The 19,847-nt window shown below is 41.5% G+C and carries 14 protein-coding genes; 4 read left to right on the forward strand and 10 right to left on the reverse strand.

All coding sequences use genetic code 11. The features are described 5' to 3' along the window. Positions 1 to 53 precede the first annotated feature (53 nt). The gene (locus A391_RS0109690; RefSeq protein ID WP_019899042.1) at positions 54 to 428 is read left to right on the forward strand and encodes a DUF6394 family protein; all 375 of its coding nucleotides are present in this window, start codon (positions 54 to 56) and stop codon (positions 426 to 428) included. 28 nt (positions 429 to 456) lie between these two features. After that, entirely contained in the window at positions 457 to 2,157 is a 1,701-nt protein-coding gene (locus A391_RS0109695) for a potassium channel family protein (protein ID WP_019899043.1), read from the forward strand. 53 nt (positions 2,158 to 2,210) lie between these two features. On the opposite strand, the gene mutL is transcribed toward A391_RS0109695, so the two are convergent. Both mutL and A391_RS0109710 read right to left on the reverse strand, forming a co-directional pair. Then, positions 2,211 to 4,055, reverse strand: coding sequence for a DNA mismatch repair endonuclease MutL (gene mutL / locus A391_RS0109700; RefSeq protein WP_019899044.1), 1,845 nt, complete (start codon positions 4,053 to 4,055; stop codon positions 2,211 to 2,213). A gap of 405 nt (positions 4,056 to 4,460) precedes the next feature. Continuing rightward, positions 4,461 to 5,153 carry a type IV pili methyl-accepting chemotaxis transducer N-terminal domain-containing protein gene (locus A391_RS0109710; RefSeq protein ID WP_036317215.1) on the reverse strand — a complete coding sequence of 231 codons (693 nt, stop codon included), beginning with the start codon at positions 5,151 to 5,153 and terminating at the stop codon, positions 4,461 to 4,463. 244 nt (positions 5,154 to 5,397) lie between these two features. Between A391_RS0109710 and A391_RS0109715 the strand changes: the two genes are divergently transcribed. Then, on the forward strand, positions 5,398 to 6,936 hold the full coding sequence (locus tag A391_RS0109715) for a helicase-related protein (protein WP_019899049.1): 1,539 nt from the start codon (positions 5,398 to 5,400) through the stop codon (positions 6,934 to 6,936). A gap of 21 nt (positions 6,937 to 6,957) precedes the next feature. Here the strand turns inward: A391_RS0109715 and A391_RS0109720 are convergent, their stop codons facing one another. From A391_RS0109720 to tsaE, 3 genes are all read right to left on the reverse strand, one after another. Further along, positions 6,958 to 8,319, reverse strand: coding sequence for an MBL fold metallo-hydrolase (locus A391_RS0109720; RefSeq protein ID WP_019899051.1), 1,362 nt, complete (start codon positions 8,317 to 8,319; stop codon positions 6,958 to 6,960). 86 nt (positions 8,320 to 8,405) lie between these two features. Continuing rightward, positions 8,406 to 9,851, reverse strand: coding sequence for an N-acetylmuramoyl-L-alanine amidase (locus A391_RS0109725; protein ID WP_019899052.1), 1,446 nt, complete (start codon positions 9,849 to 9,851; stop codon positions 8,406 to 8,408). 5 nt (positions 9,852 to 9,856) lie between these two features. Continuing rightward, positions 9,857 to 10,345, reverse strand: coding sequence for a tRNA (adenosine(37)-N6)-threonylcarbamoyltransferase complex ATPase subunit type 1 TsaE (gene tsaE / locus A391_RS0109730; RefSeq protein ID WP_019899054.1), 489 nt, complete (start codon positions 10,343 to 10,345; stop codon positions 9,857 to 9,859). Here tsaE and queG point away from each other — a divergent pair. Further along, a complete protein-coding gene (gene queG / locus A391_RS0109735; RefSeq protein ID WP_019899056.1) occupies positions 10,344 to 11,420 on the forward strand; it encodes a tRNA epoxyqueuosine(34) reductase QueG in 1,077 nt (358 codons plus the stop codon). The two genes, tsaE and queG, sit on opposite strands and share 2 nt — an antisense overlap. A 15-nt stretch (positions 11,421 to 11,435) precedes the next feature. Here the strand turns inward: queG and A391_RS0109740 are convergent, their stop codons facing one another. The 5 genes from A391_RS0109740 to glgC form a co-directional block, all read right to left on the reverse strand. Continuing rightward, a complete protein-coding gene (locus A391_RS0109740; RefSeq protein ID WP_019899057.1) occupies positions 11,436 to 13,940 on the reverse strand; it encodes an EAL domain-containing protein in 2,505 nt (834 codons plus the stop codon). A 76-nt stretch (positions 13,941 to 14,016) separates the two neighbouring features. Next, positions 14,017 to 14,967: an ROK family protein gene (locus tag A391_RS0109745; protein ID WP_019899058.1), complete on the reverse strand. Its 951-nt coding sequence runs from the start codon at positions 14,965 to 14,967 to the stop codon at positions 14,017 to 14,019. Between the two features lie 14 nt (positions 14,968 to 14,981). Next, positions 14,982 to 16,484: a 4-alpha-glucanotransferase gene (malQ, locus tag A391_RS0109750; protein ID WP_019899060.1), complete on the reverse strand. Its 1,503-nt coding sequence runs from the start codon at positions 16,482 to 16,484 to the stop codon at positions 14,982 to 14,984. Between the two features lie 47 nt (positions 16,485 to 16,531). Further along, positions 16,532 to 18,265 (reverse strand): glycoside hydrolase, encoded by a 1,734-nt coding sequence (locus tag A391_RS0109755; RefSeq protein WP_019899062.1) that lies wholly within the window; start codon positions 18,263 to 18,265, stop codon positions 16,532 to 16,534. Between the two features lie 114 nt (positions 18,266 to 18,379). Further along, positions 18,380 to 19,672 carry a glucose-1-phosphate adenylyltransferase gene (gene glgC, locus A391_RS0109760; RefSeq protein WP_019899063.1) on the reverse strand — a complete coding sequence of 431 codons (1,293 nt, stop codon included), beginning with the start codon at positions 19,670 to 19,672 and terminating at the stop codon, positions 18,380 to 18,382. Positions 19,673 to 19,847 lie beyond the last annotated feature (175 nt).

A 19,847-nucleotide genomic window follows, 5' to 3' on the forward strand; every position in this document is an offset into this window, starting at 1 on the left:
ACACCATAAATTAGTATATATTTTTCGCACGCTCTTTGTTGATAGGATTATCCATGAATTTAGAAAAAGTTGTTTTTGGTTTTTTCATCGTTCTCGCCATGACACTGAATTTTGGTTTCTTTATTGGCGAAATTGATGAACCTACACATCACCATGTTTACGAGCTCTACGCGGCGATTATCGTCAGCCTGATTGCAACTGTACTTAAGTTTGGCGACCGTACCCACGTAGGCGCCATCTTACTATCAACCAGCTTAGCTGCTGACTTACAACTGATCACTGCGGCAATATTATGGGCGGCTCTGAGTGGTAGCTATGATGAGGCAAGCCTGACTGTATATATCGTTTCATTATCAGGTGGTGCATTAATGGCTAATATCATTTCAGTGGTACTGTTAATTTCTGAAACAATTAGCCAAAAACGCTAAATATCATTAGCTCAGAAGATTAATCAGCATGGATAGCATACTGTTTTTAATATTACGTAGGTTAAGACGTCCGCTGATCTTAATCATCGTGAGCTTTGCGATTGCGATTATCGGTCTAACACTTATGCCTGGGGTTGATGATAAAGGTCAACCTTGGAAAATGAGCATCTTTGATGCCTTGTATGTCATTAGCTACACGGCTACGACCATCGGCTTTGGTGAGATTCCCTACGCTTACAGTAAAGCACAGCGTTTATGGCTCACATTTTCGATTTACTTTACTGTTATCCCATGGTTTTACGCTATCGGTAAAATCATTACCCTACTGCAAGATACAGGGCTTCGCCAAGCAATCACCACAGAACGTTTTGCAAACAAAGTACGTCAATTCCAAGAACCTTTTTATATACTCTGTAGCTACGGTCAGTCATCTAGCTTATTAGCGAAAGCCTTAGATGAAAAAGGCATGCGTGTCGTCGTCATTGAACCTCAACAAGACCGCCTCAACGAGTTAGAACTCATCGATACAAGAAACATCATTCCATATTTATGTGCAGATGCCATACTGCCAGAAAATCTGGAGAGAGCTGGTGTGCTTCATCCATTATGTAGCGGAGTGATTACACTTACCGATGATGACAATGTCAATCTTGCAGTAGCCGTTGCAGTCAAGCTGATGAATCCTGACCTATTAGTTATTGCGCGCGCAGAGCGTGACGACATTGCTGCTAACATGGCATCATTCGGTACAGATCACATCATCAACCCTTACACGCTGTTTGGTGACCAACTAGCGATGCGTGTTCATGCGTTGGGGACTTATCTATTACACGAATGGCTTACTGGTGTACCAGGTGACACATTACCTCCACCAGAAAACCCGCCCAAAGGCAGATGGGTAGTCTGTGGTTATGGTCGGTTTGGTAAGTCTGTCGTACAAAATCTAGAGCGTGAACACATCACCACCACAATTATTGAAGCAATGCCAGAAATGACTGGTTGTGATCACTGTATTGTTGGTAGCGGTACTGAAGCAAAAACCTTACTTGAAGCCGACATCACCAATGCTGTGGGTATCGTTGCAGGAACAGATAACGACACTAACAATTTGTCTATTGTGATGACAGCGTTTGAGCTTAACCCAAAACTGTTTGTGGTGATCCGTAAAAACAGACGTCACAATGGTCGGTTATTTAAGCAGTTTAATGCGGACATCACCATGCAACCTACTGAAATCATTGCACATGAGTGTTTGGCTCACATGATTTCACCCTTACTTGCACAATTTTTAAGCTTAGCTCGGAGCCAAACAAACGATTGGGCAAACAAATTAATCAGCCAACTTGTGATGACTATGGGTGAAACTGTGCCTGAAACTTGGGCAGTCAGAATCGACAAAGAAAATAGCCCTGCAGTGATAGAGCTAATCAAAACAGGTTTACATGTGACGGTACAGCATCTCATGCAGGACCCTGCTAACAGGAATGATCAGCTAGAGCTTGTCCCTATCTTACTTTTACGTAACAACGTGCCTAGCTTAGTACCAGATCCGTCTACTCGCTTAAAAGCTGGTGACCGCATTTTATTCTGTGGTAGCCCTGAAACCAAATCGACCTTACCCTCAATATTAAACAATACAAAAACATTGACTTACATTATTGATGGGATTGAAGTACCGAACAGTTTAGTTTGGCGATGGCTGGAAAAGAAATTTAAAAGAGTAAATTAACTCACTTGTGTATCCATCAATCTACAGAGTAGTAGGATGGTAGTTCAGTGGCATTATTTGCCACGCATGAACATTTTATCTAAATCAAACATGCTCACTTGAAACCAAGTAGGTCGACCATGATTACACTGTCCTGAACGTTCAGTGGCTTCCATATCTCGCAGTAAAGCATTCATCTCAGGAATAGTAAGGCTACGGTTCGCCCTAACAGCCGCATGGCATGCCATGGTGCCAAGTAATTCGTTTCTGCGCTCTGTGAGCACTCGGCTAGCACCAAACTCTCGAATATCTCGTAACACATCTCGCGCTAAGCTTACAGCATCAGCATCTTGCAACATGGTAGGCACTGCACGGACAGCTAGTGTTGTTGGCGACAACACGGCAATATCAAACCCCAACTGCTGCAATGCGGCATGGTTACCTGCCAAAGCTTCTTGCACTGTAGCAACTTCAAACTTGTCCGCATTAAAACTAACAGGCAACAATAGTGGCTGCATTTGCACTGCCTTGTTATCTAGTGCATTTTTCAATTTTTCATACATAATTCGCTCATGCGCCGCATGCATGTCAACCACCACTAATCCCTCTTTATTTTGAGCGAGCACATATACGCCATGCACCTGCCCCAGAGCAAAGCCCATTGGGTAGTCATGTGGCGCTTCTTTATTAGCTAAGTTATCAGATAATAAATTTGTAAATGCGGGAGTTACGTTGGATGCTTGATGCTGATTAACATCAAATATTGATTGATAAAAGCTAGGGCTTTCGTGGGCACTTAAGTTAATTTGAGATTGATATGTTGGATATAAAACTGTATTAGAAGAACCTGTATTCGGAAAGCTAGCATGCGAAGCTTGTGGACTAAATGGATTATATTGCGCTTGATTTGCAGTCACCGCATTTGAAACACCCGTTGGAATCGCCAACGCTTTGTTAAGCGAATGAAATATAAAACGATGGATAGACTGACTATCTCTAAATCTAACTTCAGTTTTAGCAGGATGAACGTTAACATCCACCAAGCTAGGGTCCAACTCTAGGAACAACACAAAAGCTGGATGCCTATCGTGATGTAATACATCTTGATAAGCTTGACGTATCGCGTGTGAAATTACTTTATCTCGAACAAAACGTCCATTCACATAAACATACTGGGTGTCTCGACTATTCCGGTTAAAAGTCGGTTTTGCAGCCATTCCCCATAATCGCAAACCAGCGGCTGATTCATCCACACTAATAGACTCCGCCACAAACTCGCTTCCCAAAACTTCAGAGAATCTTCTTTCAGGCTGGCCTATCGCTAAACGACTTAACGCTCGTCCGTTATGTTGCAACATTAGCCCAACATCTGGGCGCGACAGTGCAATACGTGTGAACATCTCCTCACAATGCCCAAACTCAGTGGCCTCTGTTTTCAAGAACTTGCGACGGGCGGGCGTATTAAAATACAAATCAGACACTTCAATCACCGTGCCAGCATCTAACGCTGCTGGCTCTATCACAGATATATCACTACCTTCCGATGCGATACGCCATGCATGCTTACTGTCAACTTGGCGACTTAATAACTGTGTACGGGAGATTGAAGCAATACTCGCCAAAGCCTCACCACGAAAACCCAGACTGGCAACAGACTCTAAATCTTCGAGACTGTTTATTTTGCTAGTAGCGTGGCGCGTTAGTGCTAGGATCAAATCCTCTTTAGCTACACCAGCACCGTTATCTGTGACACGCATTTGTTTAATGCCGCCTTGTAACAAAGCGACTTGAATATCAGTGCTACCAGCATCTAAACTATTTTCCAGCAACTCTTTCAAGGCGGATGCCGGCCGCTCAACCACCTCGCCCGCGGCGATTTGGCTAATAAGTTGGTCAGGAAGTAAACGTATGGTGGCCATAAAGATTTAGTTATTTTTTGATGTTAATATTTTACCCTGCTTTATATGTGTCGATTTAACTATTACAGATGACTTAATGGTTATTTAATTTTGCCCAACCATGAAAAAACTGCAATCTAGCTAAGGTAGATGACTGCCAAATGATAAAAATTTTAAACTGAGATTTAATGCTTAAGTTGAATGAAGCAATTGATAGTTGCGCACTATCAAGCCACATTAACAACGCCCCAAAGTAGTGCTAACGCACTACTCTGAAATATTTTGGTTAGAGAAACTAGTCTAAAAATCCTCTGTACAAGCTCAAACATGGCATCAAAAATAAACCATTACCATGCTATTTCTGACCGTGAAATACTTAGCGATAATCTCTAAACTGATGAGGTGTGAATAAAAACCAACCTGACACTAAACAGATACATTGCCTACTGCAACTCGCACTAATTCATCAATCTTAGCGGTAATATTAGTCAACTCACCGGCAACGACAGCAAATTCACGTCCTACTTCACCTGCACGGGCCGCGACAATTTGTGCATTCACAGATACGATACGTGCCTGTTTTGCAATGTTTTGAATACTGCTCATTAACTCATGGTGCTGTTTACGTTGTACTTTTGCATGTTTCTTCGACTCATCTTCATAAACTACGGTAATGCGATTAAGTAATGCAACAATTGGTGTCGCTTGCTTTCCCAGCTCATTAAGTAGATCCGGTACTGTACGAAAACCAGACTCACAAGCACTTAATGCTTTTTCTACTAAATTGGTAAAGTCGACTATTTTTCGATCACCCTCAATTTCGCCAAAATAAACTAAGCGTAACTCTTCAAAAAATACACCTGGCAATTCACTGTTTCCATGTACTAATGCAGCATGACTCACTTTAAACAAAGCTAGTGCTTCACGTGCCGTTTCCAACGCTGTTTCGTGCCCCATAGTAGAAAGTACGGCGTTCAATACAATACGTTGTGACAACATACGCTGACGACCAGCTAAGTTAATTAGTGCGCCAAATGTTTCTGCACTAACGGCCATACTTGATGTATTAAATTTATGGCTACGCTCTGTAGCTTGATGAGGCTTTAAATCTGCTAACAAAATATTCTCCCTTTTATTGATATCATTAACATCGAACGTCATCAGCACAATTACTCAGCACTTAGAAACCATTCACATTACGCATTCAATACAAGCAATTTCTATTCCATGCATATTCATAGGCAGATCAGCGAAACGCATCAAATGTCGATGTTGTTCAGCTATCATTAAAAACCATTGACTAGCGTGTCGCTGATATTTGCATGTTGGTGTTTTAAATGTTTTGATATAAATTCACGTCAACATGAAAATAAGCAACCAAGATTTAACACCTACTAGCTATACAGATAGCTTTAGTCTTGCTCGCAAGCTCAAACGCCACCATCACTTTTATCTTGGCCCTACCAACTCTGGTAAAACCTATCAAGCACTCCAAGCATTAGAAAAAGCAAAATCTGGTGTGTATCTAGCACCACTGAGGCTACTGGCAATGGAGATACGTGACAGACTGGTGGCATCTGGTGTGCCCTGCAACTTAATTACAGGTGAGGAGCGCGTCATCATGGCTGGCGCTAAGCATACGGCATCAACCATTGAAATGATGAATGCGAACAAAGAGGTGGATGTCGCAGTCATCGACGAGATTCAAATGGTACAAGACCCAGACCGTGGTGCAGCATGGACAGCTGCATTAGTTGGTGCACCCGCATCAACAGTTTTTATTTGCGGCTCTACAGCAGTCACAAGCCCATGCATCGCAACAATTGAATCATTAAATGAAACTTACGAAATCACACAGTTAGCACGTAAAACACCGCTAGTATTAGAGCATGAAAGCATGTGTGGAAAGCATTACAATCGCCAGAAGCTCAAGCCTAAACTACAAAAAGGTGATGCCATCATTGCATTCAGCCGCAAAGATGTGCTGACATTGTCGGCTAGATTCCGCCAATGGGGTTTCAATGTAGCAAGTATTTACGGCGCACTCTCCCCCGAGGTAAGACGAACGGAATCAGAACGCTTTAACACTGGTGAGGCAGATATCCTAGTGGCAACAGATGCCATCGGCATGGGCTTAAACCTACCAATACGTCGTGTAATATTTTCTAATATTCATAAGTTTGATGGCGTAGCTTCGCGATTACTCAATATGACAGAGGTGCGTCAAATTGCAGGGCGTGCAGGTCGATTTGGTATTTATGAAACAGGCTATGTCAATGTACTTGAAAATGATGAGCTGATTCACATTGAGCATATGTTATCGACCGATGACACTGCTGATTTAAACAAGCTCCCCGTGAGCATTAATTTAATGCAGATTAGCAGCCTTGCTCACTCACTACATACAAATAAAATTGCTGAAGTACTCAGTTACCACCAAGAAAGAACTCGTTTTCAACACGCTCTTTTTGAACAAGCACCACTAGAAACTCAAATTTCACAAGCCATCCTTATTGATGAGTATGCACCTAAAATGTCCCTAAAAGATAAGTATATCTTCGTATGTGCGCCAATTTCATTGAATGTTGCATTTGAAAAAGACTACTATCTAATGTGCCTAAAAAGTGTATCAGAATCTACTATTCGATATCTACCGCCAGCACCAAGCTGGCTAGACGCACAAAATCCAAAACATCTGGAAGAAGCAGAGTTGCTTAGCCACAATCTAAGCCTGTATGCATGGCTGAGTTATAAGTTCCCACAATATTTCACAGACGGCGAAAAAGTCCCTGAGTTACGAAGAAGAATAAGTCGTTACATAGAAAGCGCATTACTCACACAAGCTGGATATGGTGATACCAGCAGAGAAATCGATTACATCATGACAAAAAGAAGATATTGATATTAACAATCCAATATTAAATTAGTCCAGTCTTACCGTTTCCAAGTACTCGGGCACTTCCACTTGCCAATGCAATTTTTCTTGAATATGGCGTCGCATCGAATCCGCTGCAACGGGCTCTCCATGTACGATAAAAGTTTTTTTAGGTGGTGCTTCAAATCCGCTAAGCCAATCCAAGATTTCCGCATAATCAGCATGGGCAGACAAATTCGAAATCAACTCAACACTTGCTCGAACTGGGATATATTCACCATGAATCTTAATGCTTTCTGCGCCGTCCAACATAGCAGCACCTCTGGTTCCCGCAGCTTGAAACCCAACAAATAATATAGTGTTATTAGACTTGGGGGCAAATGCTTTCAGATGATGAACAACACGCCCTCCAGAAGCCATTCCACTTGCGGATAAAATAATCATCGGACCTTTAAGCTCATTAAGGGCTTTTGATTGCTCAATACTATTGACCATATGTGCCGTCCGAAATAGCGCACGGCATTGCTCGGCGTTTAAGCGATGTTCACCATGATATAGATTAAAAATCTCAGTGGCATCGACGGCCATTGGACTGTTTAAATAGACAGGAATATCTTCTGCAATCGCTCCGGAAGTTTTCAATAAGTGAATGTAATAAAGTAACTCTTGTGCTCTACCTACCGCAAAAACAGGGATAACAACCACGCCCTTTCGCTTCACAGTCCGATTAATAATCGTTGCTAGCTTAGCTTTGGGATCATCATTCTGATGTAAACGATTGCCGTAAGTAGACTCAATTAACAAATAGTCTGCTTGCTTGATACGGACAGGAGGCTTCATCAAAATATCATTAGCGCGCCCAATATCACCTGAAAACAGGATAGAAGTCTTTTGGTGATGAATGCGTACGAACGCAGATCCCAAAATATGACCACTTGGTGAAAGCCTCAGCGTTAAACCACCACCCAAATCCACATCTTGCTCAAAGCTCACAGGCGTCAATAAAGCAAGTGCATTTTCGGCATCTTCTTTGGTATATAAAGGTAGTGCTGGATGATGTTTAGAAAAGCCACGGCGATTTGCATACTCGGCCTCTTCTTCTTGCAAGTGTGCAGAGTCTGGCAACATGATTTTGCATAAATCGGCAGTGCCTTCACTGCAATAGACTTTGCCAGAGAACCCATTTTTAACCAGTAAAGGTAAATACCCACTATGATCGATATGCGCGTGTGTTAACACCACGGCATCAATTTTTGCTGGATTGATAGGTAACTTCGACCAGTTTTTTAATCGTAATTGCTTTAACCCCTGAAACAAACCACAGTCAACCAAGATATGCTTTGTGTCAGTCTTTAGTAAATACTTTGAACCAGTAACAGTGCCTGTTGCACCTAAAAATGTGAGCTCCATACAACCTCTCCCCTATACTCAGTGCCGTCAATTAAATCAGTGCAATTAATTCAACTAGCACTGCGAACGCTATCCAGTAAAAAAGATTAATCCAATGCGACCTTTGTTTTAGCTAGCGCAGGATTTGTTGAAAAATATTTTTTAATTCCAGTTAAAATGGATAGCACTAACTTATCTTGATAAGCACTGTCGTTAAGCCTGCGTTCCTCATCAGGATTACTAATAAATGCAGTCTCTACAAGAATAGAAGGAATGTCCGGTGATTTCAATACAGCAAAACCTGCTTGCTCCACATGGTTCTTATGTAACTTATTAATCTCGCCAATATTACCTAATACTGCTTTACCAAGCTTCAAGCTGTCGTTAATCGTTGCGGTTTGAGATAAATCTAATAAGGTTCTAGCAAGCAATGGGTCTTTTACGTTTAAGCTCACTCCACCTATTAAATCAGACTGATTTTCTTTATTTGCTAAATATCGTGCGCTGGCACTTGTTGCACCTTTTTCAGATAATGCAAATACTGATGAGCCCCTTGCCGCTGGGTTAGTAAAAGCATCAGCATGAATCGAAATAAACAAATCTGCTTGTAATTTACGCGCTTTGAGCACACGCATATGCAACGGAATAAAATAATCTCCATCACGGGTTAGTAAAGCACGCATATTTGGCTCTTCGTCTATTTTTGCCTTTAACTTCTTAGCAATCAACAAAGTAATCTCTTTTTCACGGCTACCTGTAGCACCTATTGCACCAGGGTCTTCCCCACCATGTCCAGGGTCAATCGCAATAGTAATCTGGCGTAAGCCTTTAGATGATGGCTTATTGTCAGGGACCTCTTTGCTAACTTCCGCTTGCAGAGTAGCAGAGGTTTGGCTGGTCTGTGATGTAGTTTCGACTGCATTAACACTATTAGTTGTTGTCGTATTAGCTGGCTTAGCACCCTCATCAATTTTCACCGCAGCAACATTACTATCTACTGTTACAGACGGAACATCAGTGGATTGTGGCAACGTAACTACCTGTGTAGACTTGTTATTTGCAGTCACATCAACCGTTTGAGGTGGATTATCACGTTCATCTAGCATCGCCATCAGCGGGTCTTTAGTTGGGTAAATATCCAACACTAATCGATGCTTGTAATCACCTGCTGGCGGTAACGTAAATATCGCAGGTTTAGCCTCGCCTTTTAAATCCACTACCAAGCGCACCACTTTAGGCTTAAAGTTCGCTACACGTATTTTAGAAATATACGGATCACTCTCTGAAACCTTTTCACTTAACGCCTTAATCACCACATTTAAATCAACATCTTCCACATCAACAACTACGCGCTCAGGATCTTTTAAAGTCGTCATTTTATAGAGGATGGGTTTTTCTGCTTCTATCGTAATTCTTGTGTAAATATCTGCAGGCCAAATGCGAACAGCCGTGACAGTGTTCGCTTGAACTGGCGTAGAGAGCATCAAGCCCACCACAGAAAAAGTGAAACACATTAATATAGAAAAACAGTATTTAATCAAATAGTTACTCATATGGTTTAGCTATACAATTCTTTAATATTCTTCACACACGCCTGAGCGTTTAAGGAATGTCCATCAATATGCACATCGCGCCCAGTGGGCTTAATCTTGAAGTAAATATCAATATCTGGCATTGGCAATATATGCTCAGCTTTTTCTGGCCACTCAATGAGGCAAACACTTTCCTTATTGAAGTAGTCCCTAAAACCGGCAGATTCCCACTCTTCCTCATCATTAAAACGATACAAATCAAAATGGTACAAATTCAACAATCCGTTTTCTGTCGTCAGATTTTCATAGGGTTCTACCAATGTATATGTTGGACTTTTAACCTTACCACTAAACCCCAAACCCTGTAACAACCCTCGCACTAAAGTTGTTTTACCAGCACCAAGATCTCCGTGTAAATAAATGGTGAGATTAGGTATGATAGCTTTGCCCAAAGTAGATCCAAAAGAGAGCGTTGCCGCTTCATCCGCCAAATCAAGTGTAAAATTATTATCCATGAGCCATTCTACTAAAAACTTGAACGATCTGAGCCATGCAATTAAAAAATGGGGGCTTGAACTCGGCTTTAATCAAGTCGGCATTACCGACACCAACCTGCAAACTGCAGAGCAGGAACATCAAGCTTGGATTGAAAAAGGTTTCCATGGTGATATGGATTATATGGCAAAACATGGAGTTAAACGTACTCGCCCAGCCGAATTAGTCCCGAATACTCAACGCATTATCTCTGCACGGCTAGATTACTTACCTCCAGAGGCAGAAAATAGCACATCTATCCTTCAAGATAGTCATAAAGCTTTTATTTCTCGTTATGCATTGGGCCGTGATTACCATAAGGTCATGCGTAATAAGTTACAAAAGCTGTGTGAGAAAATTCAAAGTGAATTGCAATCCTTTCAGATAGATCAATTTGAATATCGTGCTTTTACTGACAGCGCGCCTGTACTTGAAGTTGCACTAGCTGAAAAAGCGGGCCTAGGATGGCGCGGAAAACATACATTATTAATCGACAAAAACAATGGCTCATGGTTTTTTATCGGTGAGATATATACCAACCTCCCTTTACCGATTGATGAGCCTGCCAGCAACCACTGTGGTAGCTGTAGTAAATGTATAGAAGTATGTCCTACGCAAGCAATTACAGCGCCTTATGAAGTAGACGCAAGACGTTGCATTTCTTATCTCACTATTGAACTGAAAACTAGCATTCCAGAAGAGTATCGCCCTTTAATTGGCAACCGTGTGTACGGTTGCGATGACTGCCAGCTATATTGCCCATGGAATAAATTTGCAGAAATCACCCAAGAACCAGATTTCTCGGTAAAACATGGTTTAGCTGATGTGAACTTAATTGACTGCTTTAATTGGTCAGAGGACGAATTCAAATCAAAAATGGCGGGTAGTGCCATTTATAGAATAGGCTATTTGCAATGGTTAAGAAATATTGCAGTAGGTCTAGGCAATTCAGAAACAACGCCAGAAATCATCGACACACTCAAACAACACCTCCATCATGAAAATGAAATGGTGCAGGAACATGTACGCTGGGCACTCGACCGCCATTTAGCGTGAGTGTTTTGAGCTAAATCAGGCCTCACCTAAAAGCAAATATTGCTGAATAGCATCCAAACCAATCGGTTTTGAATACAAGTAACCCTGTGCATAACGACAATCATATGACTTGAGTAGCTCAGCCTGCTCGAGTGTCTCAACGCCCTCTGCAACCAGCTCTTTATTGAGAGTCGCGGTAAGCGCGATAATGGCTCTAACTAAAAGCGCATCATGAGGGTTATTGATAATTTCTTTCACAAAAGAATAATCAATTTTCACTTGATGTATAGGAAACTTGCTTAAATAGGCTAACGCAGATTGGCCTGTTCCAAAGTCATCTAGCGAGATTTTGATACCAAGTTCATGAAAGGCCTCTAGGGCTTTTAATACCTGCTGATTACTCTCTAACAAGAGGCATTCAGTAATTTCAAACTTTATCCATGCAGGGTTACAACCTTCCTCTTCTAATAAATGGCTAACCTGATGGGCAAAGTCTATCTCAAAAAACTGGCGTGCGGACAAGTTCACTGAAACTGATATAGGTTGCTTAAGCTGCAGATTAATTAGGCGTGCAGATTTAAATGCTTCTCGCATAATCCATTTACCTAATTCGACAATCATGCCCGTTTCTTCCGCAATCTGAATAAAAACCATTGGCGAAACCACACCCAGCTTGCGACTATTCCACCTACATAATGTTTCCAGCCCCATCACTCGCTGACTCGCAATATCTACGATAGGCTGGTATTGCAAATAAACCTCATTACCTTCAATAGCCCTTCTTAATTCAGTTTCAATATTGAGGCGCTTTTGTATGGATTCAGTCAGATTTGGAGAGTAGGTATGGTAACGATTGCGCCCACTTTTCTTTGCGTGATACATGGCTGAGTCTGCATATTTTAGCAAATCATTCATGTCTTCACTGTCATCTGGATAATATGAAATCCCGATACTAGCCGAAATAAAATACTCGGTCCCTTCAATCAAATAAGGCTGCACGATTTGATTAAGCAAAGTGTTAGACATGTGCTCGACATGCGCGCGATTTGATAATGGATCAACTAAAATGATAAATTCGTCACCTCCTAGACGCGCACATGTATACTGACCTTCAAGACCATCAGTTACTCTTTTAGCGACTTCAATCAACAACTTATCACCTATCGCGTGCCCCATTGTGTCATTGATAGATTTAAACTGATCTAAATCAAGCATCATCAGCGCAAATTTACTATTGTCAGTTTGCGCCTTACTAATAGCGGTTAATAATTTTTGCGAAAATAATGTGCGATTAGGTAACCCTGTTAACTGATCGTGAAACGCCATATTCTCGATTTTTCGTCTGTACTCAGCCACTTCAGTAATATCTGTTGCTATTGTGAGTGCACCACATATCTGATGGTTTTCGTCAAACTCAGGCACAATACGTACCTGATGCACAGCAACTAAGGCTTCATGTACACTATGAATTTCTAGCGTCTTCTGCAAATTAAATTGCATTACCTCCATTAACTCAGCCATAAAAGCTTCGCCCGTCATATTAACGATATAGGGGCTCCACAACTCTAATGGTGTTTTGTTAAGCTCATAAGGGATCTCTACATCATATGTTTCATGGCAGCGTGAGTTGACAAAAATTCTTTTACCATCAAGGTCATAACGAATAATGGTTGTCGGTAAGTTTTGTACTAAAGACTGATAAGCGTTTTGTTGTTTAGTGACCTCAGATTGCAGATACTGCTTTTCGGTAATATCGCGTGCAAAGCCCACGGTGCCAATGACTTCGCCGTCCAGCCTCACTGGTGACTTATAAGTTTCTGCCCAGTAGATTTCGCCAGACTCTTTTTTAATCTGTTCACTCACACTTTTAGGCACACCGTTTTTTAAGATATCGAGATCATCATTCACATAACCTTGTGCCATCTCGGTGGGAAAAAAATCAAAATCCGTTTTACCCTCTAAATCTTCATAATGCTCAGCACCAACCACCTCTACAAACTTCTGGTTTGTGGCTAAAAAACGTCCAGCTTTGTCTTTCATCCACACAATAAAGGGAAATGTATCCATCAATGCACGTAAGTACTGCTCACGTTGTTCTGTTTCTTGATTTTGCTGTTGTTTATTAAAATCGAGATCTCGACCAACTGCTATCACACCAATCACTTGGTTTTTATGATTTTTTATTGCAGAGAAATTAACAAGGTCATAAATCACGCGGGAAATGCGCTGATGCTCAAAGTTCAGCAAAATTGCACAGGGTTCACCAGTCGCTAATGTTCGATTAATCGCATCATAATAGTGATCAAATGCGCGCTGACCTTTTAGGTCAACATAATCGGTGTCAGCTTCTTGTTTTAGATTTAAGGTGTTTAATAATGCTTGATTGGCATAGGCCAAGTGACCGGAGGGTCCATATATGGCAATATTATCAAAAGAGGTATCAAAAAGAGCTCGAAATAAAAATAATAGCTTGGTCACGTCTTCAACATCGTCGTCAACACCAACTTGTTGATTAAGCCCGCTAGATTCCAGCTCTATCATCAAACATCACCTCCAATAGCAGAACATCAACACACCAACACTAGATGACAGTAAAGTAGCCTATGCTGGAATCACCTCAATCATTTGAATGCGATGCTAACATTGCTGCGCCGACAATACCAGCCTGATCTCCCATATTAGAAATACGCAGGTTTAATTTACCGCGTAACGCTGGGATTAAATCTTGTACTAACTGCTGTTGAAAAGAAGGAGCTATCAAAGGCCATGCAGCACTCATACCTCCACCTAAGACTATATCGGTCACATCAATCACTTTAAGGATATGTGCTAATGCTTGCGCCAGCGACTTTCCTGCAAGCGCGTAGGCAGAAGTTGCTGCTGTATCACCCTGCTCTGCACGCCTAGCAATTTCAGCAGCAGTACAATGCTGTTGAGCCGATTCAAAATAACTAATGGCAACCCCACTGGCTGAAGCATATTGTTCCATACAGCCAAAATTACCACAACCGCATAATCTGCCACCGTCCTTCACGACAATATGCCCAACTTCCATCGCTACGCCATGTGCCCCTTGGAATGGAAGCCCATTTAAAATCAAACCACCACCAACCCCTGTGCCTAAGCCAATGTAGATTAAATTATTAAGTCGAGATGGGTGCATCACATACTCACCGTAAGCAGCAGCAAGCGCATCATTTTCAGTAATGACTGGCAAGCCAATCAATGCCGACAAATCTTTACTTAAATCAACATCTTGTAGGCCTGGCAAGTTGGGTGATTGTGAAATAACCTGTGTATGTGGATCAATGAATCCGGGAAAGCCAATACCAATAGCAGAGATTTCAGGATATTGCTTTCGTACCTCATTAATTGCATTTGCAATAGTCGATAGAATTTTTTGCCATGCGAATCTAGGTTCACATTGGTGTTGTTTACATAAACTTGAAAAGTCTGCCTGAAATCGCATTTCCTCAATTAAACGAGGTTTGGGTGATTCAATTGAAACTGCATCATCGACTACCCCTAGGCGCAGATTTGTACCACCAATATCAATCCCAATTAACATAAATATCGTTTTTACTAACGCCCAGTGCGTGAAATGACCGTACGAATTGATTCTTTTTGTGCTGACGTTAACTGTTGCCAGCCAAAGCGCCAGTGCCAGTTCCCCGTAACAGTCCCTGGCGTGTTCATACGATGCTGACCATTCAATTGCAAAATATCCTGCATCGGAATAATCGCTAGCCGGGCCTTGCTCTCCAATGCCATATCAATCAAATCACTAGGCATATTCGGCACATAACCTTCAGCATGTGTTGCGGTCAAATAGGCATGCAGATTTCCTCGCTGATAATCATCCAGATTGTTATACCAACTTAACGTCGTATCGTTATCATGTGTACCTGTATACACCACACTATTCTCTGAAATATTCTCAGGCAAATAAGGGTTATCACTTGCACCACTAAAAGCAAACTGCAAAATCTTCATACCAGGTAAATGGTATTTCTTTCTCAGCGCTTCAACTTCTACTGTGATGATGCCCAGATCTTCAGCAACTAAATTAATCTCTGGCAATGCTTGCTTAATCGCTGCAAGTAAACCATCCCCTGGCGCCAGCACCCACTCACCATTAATCGCAGTTTCTTCTGTTGCAGGGATTTCCCATGCGGCCTCTAACCCCCTAAAGTGGTCGATACGAACAATATCGAACAGTTCGCTTTGTGTCGCCATGCGAGATATCCACCAGCCAAAACCATCACGTTGCATCGCATCCCAGTTGTAATGCGGGTTTCCCCAGCGCTGGCCAGTCTCAGAAAAATAATCTGGTGGCACACCCGCCACTACGCTAACTGTTTTGTCAGCATTAAGTTTGAATAAATCAGAATGCGCCCATACGTCGGCACTGTCATAGGCAACAAAAATTGGAATATCACCAAATAACGCGATATTTTTTTCGGTAGCATACTTCTTAAGGGCAAGCCATTGGCTAAAAAATATAAACTGTGTAAATTTAACAACAGCAATCTCATGTGCTAACTGCTCTTGCGCTTGTTTGAGTGTTTTTTTATCACGGTTCTTGTAAAGTTCAGGCCAGTGGCTCCATCCAGCCTCATTGAAGTGGTGCCGTAAAGATAGAAACAATGAAAAATCATCTAACCAACTCGCTTGTTTTTTACAAAAACGGGCGAACGCTAGATGCAGTTTTTTATCTTCAGGCAGACTGTCAGATTGCTTACTAAAGTTAAGATATGCCTTGTCGAGCAAATCTAGTTTACTGGTAATTAAACCAGTACAGTCTTCCTTTGTGAGTAGCCCTTGAGCCTGTAGTGACTCTAAACTAATAAAGTCTGGGTTACCTGCGTGTGCAGATAAGCATTGGTAAGGAGAGTTATCCGCATGTGGCATATTGATTGGCAGTGTCTGCCAAACACTAGCGCCTATTTCACGCAAAAAATCAATGAACCGATAAGACTCAACACCTAAATCACCCGTATAAAAAGCACTTGGTAAAGAGCTTATATGAAGTAAAACACCTGCCTGGCGCTGATTTAAAAGTGATGCTTGAGTCTGTAACGTCATAAATACCTACTTAATCATTAAGGGCATTGAAACTTAGACAGTACTAATCATTCCTGCCCACGTCTCATTGTGCCAGCGTTATCTGCATTCCCGCCACCAGCACTGATCTTATGATATAGGGCATCGGGAATTGGTTCGCCAAGCAGCGTGTATAAATTAATTAAATTACGGCGATAAAGTTGGTCAAAGCTGGAAACACTATCTGATGAGTTGTAATCCCCAAACCACCAGAACCAATCAGAACCTTCACAAATAGCTAGTTGACGCTCAACGGCTTCAAGCTGCTGCTTATTTAAAGCGTTCTTGGCCAGTACTTTGTCATACGTTTTCTTAGCTGCACATAGTAAATCCCAGGCCAAATTCTTATCTTTACTGCCTATCCATGTGCTAAAGGTACCGTACACCCAGCTACCTGCTGCAATCTGTGGCAACACCTTTGCAGATAATCCCTCATCTAAGGCATTGTTGGCTTGATACATGTCAACAATATCGCTAAAAGTAGTCATGACAATGTCAGGGTGATTTGACAAGGCAGTGTACAACTCACTCAGGAAATAGAAGCCATTATATGGAAAGTACTCCCAAGCATTTTCACCATCTAAAATCACACTGACAATCTTAGGGATACTGCTGTGATTATTAGATTGAATTTGCGCTAAGGTCTGGACAAAATCATTGACTGCATCGTGCGAATGCATTTTTGCGTATTCAAACCCGATTTTGTCTGATAACTGATCATCTCTAAAAAAGCATAAAATATCATTCTTGCCGTTAGTAACACGGTAAGGCTGATACAAGTAGTCATGCTTATCGTCTGCACTTAATTGCGACTTCAATAAGCTATTTGCTAACACACCTTGCCCAGTAGCTGCCCAATCCAAATCGTATTCTGCCATTAAAGAAAGAGCCGCATGAGAAACTGCCCCTTCTGCTGGCCACATCCCACGAGGGGTGGCACCAAAATAGTGCTCATGCGCTTTTTTAGCTGCTGTGATATGCGCAATAGATCGACTCTGCCCTCCTGCATAACCATTACTTTCAGGTAATGGAGCATCAGGCATCGCATCTAAAGTAGATTTAAAGTCTAAAAGCAAAGGTAATATTGGATGGTAATAAGGTGTGGTAGAAATCTCAATCTGCCCACTTTGCATTAATGCTTTATAACGTGGAATCAAACCAGAAATGGTCTCTGCAATCACATCATATAATTGCAAACGCTCTTCATAGGTGAATAATACCCCTTTAGTCATCAATGCCTGAACCACAGTATTTGTTCTGCGTAAGCTTTCACCACACCAAGCCAAATGATACCAAACCAACAAATCGGCTTTATATTGTGCTGATAAGTAGTGAAACTGATCATTGGTCATCATCGGCTCTACCAACTGATACATATGCAGTAGGCGTTGATAATGCGGGAATGGACTCAACATTTTTTCATGATGACTTTTGAAGCAACTTTGCACAATCAGATGACATTCCTCATTACTAATGTCAGTAAGATTTTCTTTCGCTAGCAACGCCAACAATGGGTCACGAATTGTGTTTTGTTTAAACTGCTGAGCGTAATCGTCCAGTTGTTCTAACAGGATAGGCACAAAGTTAAAACTTACGCGCGCTTTAGGATTCACTTCAAGGTGATACGCCATATCACTGTAATCTTTAATGGCATGCAAATATGTCCATGGAAGTACATATTTATTGGTTGCCAAATCCCTGTAATCTGGCTGATGCATATGCCAGTAGAGATTGAGAAATAACTTGGGACGAGCAGTATTCACTTCAGTGGAACCTTAAACAATTAAAATTAAAACCAACATTACTTCATCAAAGACAGCGTGTAATTAGCTAATATCAAAACACGCTACTTTTAGACACATAAAACAACAAATCTTTTATACCACACGATATAGATCTTGCCCCAACATATCTGGTGTCACTAACACAATTCCTTTTTCAGACACATAAAAACGTTCAGCATCCAAGGCTAGGTCAACCCCAATTTGCATTCCCTCAGGAATCACACAGCCACGATCTACAACAACATTTTTAAGAATGACATTACGATGAATCGTTGCTTTGGGCAAAATCACAGACCCATCAATATTGGCATAACTATGTACACGTACATCTGAAAACAACACTGTGTTGGTAATACAAGCACCACTAATTAAACAGCCGCCTGAAACGAGCGAGTCTGTTGCCTTACCAGTACGCCCCTCATCTCTAAACACAAATTTAGCTGGTGGCAGCTGTTCTTGATAAGTCCAAATTGGCCACTCTCTGTCATATAAATTGAGCTCAGGAATCACTTTAGTTAATTCCATGTTTGCTTCCCAATAAGCATCAATCGTACCAACATCACGCCAATAATAATTTCCGTTTTGCGCACCTACGCAACTATCGGTAAATCGATGAGCTTGAATTTTATATTTTTTAATAATGTACGGAATAATGTCGCCGCCAAAATCATGGCTAGATTTAGAGTCGCCCGCATCTCGAATCAGTTGCTCGTACAAGAATTTTGCGTTAAACACGTAAATACCCATACTCGCAAAAGCTTTGGTAGGATCACCAGGCATATGTTTAGGATTAGCAGGTTTCTCAGCAAACTCGACCACTCTGTCAGTATCATCCACCGCCAAGACACCAAAACCTTTAGCATCCTCTAACGGCACATTGATGCATGCAACCGTCATATCAGCATTGTTACGTACATGCGTTGCTAACATTTTGCCGTAATCCATTTTATAAATATGGTCGCCAGCAAGAATCAATACGTATTCCGCTCCACCTTCACGCAAAATATCTATATTTTGATAAACAGCATCTGCTGTACCTTTATACCACTCTTCAGAAATTCTCTGTTGCGCTGGAATAATATTGACGTACTCATTGAACTCGCCGCGTAAGAAACCCCAGCCACGTTGAATGTGCTGAATTAAACTTTGGGCTTTATATTGGGTTGCCACGTTAATGCGGCGTATACCAGAGTTAACGCAATTTGATAGTGGAAAATCAATAATTCTGAACTTTCCACCGAATTGTACAGCAGGCTTTGCACGCCAATCAGTTAGGCTTTTTAGACGACTGCCTCGACCACCCGCTAAAATCATCGCGACGGTATTTTTGGTTAAGGTACTAATAAAACGATCTGAATTTTGGTCCGCTTGTCGGGTTTGCGACATGATGCCCTCCTGAAGTTTGTATAGTTACTTAAATTGCGCTAGCTGGGCTCTCTAGCTTATTTTACGTACGACTGCTGTCGTTTACATTATAATCAGCTTAAAGCACTATAATCTAGCTAAATATAGCGCAAAGAACACAAATAAAAGCTAAAAACCTTAAAATTATTAGGGAAGT

The sequence above is a fragment of the Methylotenera mobilis 13 genome (assembly GCF_000384255.1).
GTDB lineage: Bacteria > Pseudomonadota > Gammaproteobacteria > Burkholderiales > Methylophilaceae > Methylotenera > Methylotenera mobilis_B.